This window comes from Pseudomonas sp. FSL R10-1339 (genome assembly GCF_009600545.1).
Taxonomy (GTDB): domain Bacteria; phylum Pseudomonadota; class Gammaproteobacteria; order Pseudomonadales; family Pseudomonadaceae; genus Aquipseudomonas; species Aquipseudomonas bubulae.
In genome coordinates, this window is sequence record NZ_WIVQ01000187.1 from 1 (window position 1) to 2,612 (window position 2,612).

General features: G+C 53.4%; 3 protein-coding genes. 2 read left to right on the plus strand and 1 reads right to left on the minus strand.

Annotated elements, in window-relative coordinates; translation table 11 throughout:
* A partial coding sequence (locus tag GHO03_RS25400) for a hypothetical protein (RefSeq protein WP_218574324.1) occupies positions 1 to 183 on the plus strand: 183 nt, incomplete at its 5' end.
* 369 nt (positions 184 to 552) lie between these two features.
* Here the strand turns inward: GHO03_RS25400 and GHO03_RS24120 are convergent.
* Positions 553 to 1,479: an alpha/beta hydrolase gene (locus GHO03_RS24120; RefSeq protein ID WP_016779374.1), complete on the minus strand. Its 927-nt coding sequence runs from the start codon at positions 1,477 to 1,479 to the stop codon at positions 553 to 555.
* A gap of 121 nt (positions 1,480 to 1,600) precedes the next feature.
* On the opposite strand from GHO03_RS24120, the gene GHO03_RS24125 reads away from it, so the two are divergent.
* Positions 1,601 to 2,539: a LysR family transcriptional regulator gene (locus GHO03_RS24125; RefSeq protein WP_153400656.1), complete on the plus strand. Its 939-nt coding sequence runs from the start codon at positions 1,601 to 1,603 to the stop codon at positions 2,537 to 2,539.
* The last annotated feature ends 73 nt before the right edge of the window (positions 2,540 to 2,612 follow it).

Consider the following 2,612-nt stretch of genomic DNA (forward strand, 5'->3'; position numbering starts at 1 on the left):
CATCTTGGCCTCCTGGCTTTAATGGCGGTGTATTTTACAGAAAATCGTATTTCTTGGGTTTACGTACAGAGCCTAGCACGAATTCGCAAAACTCAGGTAACTGACTCCCCAGAAATGTCGACAATGCCGCACCGCACCAGCACTCTTAACGATCCGCACACTGAGCTGGCGTACAAAATATAGGAAGGTCTAGCGATATCTAGTGATGTATAGCGAATTTCGCTATACATCACTAGATATCGCTATATTTCGCGCATTGCTCGATCACCGATGACCGCGTATCTACATGCGCTGCCGCCCAAGCTCAAGATTCGGGTCGCAGATGGCAGTAATTTTAGCGGAGTTCAGTTCATCGTAACGGGCGACTACCGGCCAATAGCGGTCATCGACCGTCAACTAAAGCAGGGGCGACTCAACATGAGCGCCGGAAAAACTCTAGCTTTGGGCCTCGTCGTCAGCGCAGGCTCATACCCATCCTGGGTTAGCACCTTTGCTTTAATGTCAATGTGTTAACTGCGACAGCCGGGATAGTTGTCGCGGCTGATCTACGCGTTAAGGATTAGCCTCGGCCAAGCCTGCTTCAATGAAGCGCACCGAACTCTCCATGGCCTGCTGACCTTCTGGCAGCATGGTGGCGTAGAAGTGCCAGGCGTGGAACATCGCAGGCCATACTTCCAGGTTTACGCGAACGCGGTTATCAGCCAGGTGAGTTGCAAGGCGCATTGCATCACTCAACATCAGCTCGTTCTCGCCGATCTGCACCAGGATTGGTGGAAGACCGGTGACGTCCGCGAACACAGGTGAGGCCAGAGGATGATTGGCCAATGTGTCGCCTAGGAATGCTCTGGCGAGGATGTCCAGGACAGGCTTGGAGTTCAGAGGATCCAGACCTTCACGGTTGCTCATGGAAGCACCGGTGTGTTCAAGGTTCGCCCATGGTGAGATGGAGGAGCCAACCGCAGGCAATGGAAGCCCTTTCGACTTAGCAGCAACCATGATGCTGACAACCATCGCGCCGCCAGCCGACTCGCCAGAGAACGCAATTTTGTTAGCTGGGATTTTCTGCTCAAGCAGCCATTCGTAGGCGCGCAATGTGTCGTCAACAGAGGCTGGGAACTTGTGCTCAGGAGCAAGACGATAATCTGGCATGTACACACGAGCACCGAGCATTTTCGCGTAATTGCCACCGATGCCGTGGTAGCCGTCTGGACGACCTACAATGTAGGCGCCGCCGTGGATATACATCACTACTGCGTCAGTTTTGATCTCGTCCGGGGTAACCAGTGTGCCGGGGACGCCGCCCATGTTGACTGCTTCGAATTTAACGCCAGCTGGCGCTGGATTTTGCGCGAGCATTTTTGCGTAAGAGTCGCGGATGTCGCTCATTTTTGTGGTGGTATCAATTCCCTTAAGAACGGGTACCAGATCGCTAAGGCTGTTGGCCCAGGTTTGGACGGCTGCTTGGACTTTAGTGTTCATAATGACCTCAATTGATCGATGGGAGTGGATTAGCTAATTGAGATACTATGCTTAGTATTGGGGAATAGGGTTCCCCATAACAGGTGCTAAGCCGCCCGAACGTTGAGACCCTTGAGGCCCCATGGAACTCCATAACCTGAATGATATCGCAGCGTTTGTAAGCTCGGTAAACGCTGGAAGCTTCACTGCGGCGGCCAAGCAGCTTGGCCTTACGCGCTCTGCAGTGGGGAAGTCGATAGTCAGGCTCGAGGCTCGTTTACAGGTACGTTTACTGAATCGTACTACGCGCAGTTTAAGCATGACGGATGACGGCCAGGTTCTGTATGAGCGTTGCGTGGGCGTTCTTCAGGATCTGGGCGACGTGGAGGATGCCCTTGCGTTTCGTCGTTCAACACCCAGTGGGCGACTGCGGATGAGCCTGCCGGTAGCATTAGGCAGACTTCATGTCCTTCAGCACATCGAGTGCTGTCTTAAGGATTGGCCCTCCTTGAGCGTCGATATCACATTTTCCGACAGGCTGGTCGATCTGATCGATGAGGGATTTGATTTGGCCATGCGCATCGGGCCACCGAAGGAAGACTCTCGGTTGCTCACGCGTACCGTGGCCTATCAACAAATGATTACCTGCGCTTCACCCAAGTATCTGGCTGAGCATGCCGAGCCCAAAACGCCTGAGGATTTGTCCGAGCACCAGTGCCTGCATTTCGTGAGCGGTGGGAGATTGCTTCCTTGGAATTTTCGCGTGAATGGTAGCTCCGTGCCCGTTACTCATGGTGGAAGGCTACAGATGGACAGTGCTGAGTCATTGCACCAGTCAGCTGTCGCTGGCCTAGGCATCGCGACTCTTCCTTCCTATGTGGTAAATGACGATTTGAGGAGCGGCAAACTCGTTCAATTGCTCGCAGGGTATGCAGAGGCCGCAGAGCCTATTCGGGTGATTTACCCTAGCAAGCGACATCTCTCTCCAAAAATTCGTCTCTTCATCGATAAGCTTGTGGAGGCTTGGTCGCCTTGTCCGCCATGGGAGCGTGATTCGGCAATTCCTACGTTTGCACCCTAAGGAAGCTCCGATCAACTTGCCGCAACCGCGCAGTAAGTTGAAAATCCCGCTGAATTTGGCGCTATTGACCGCG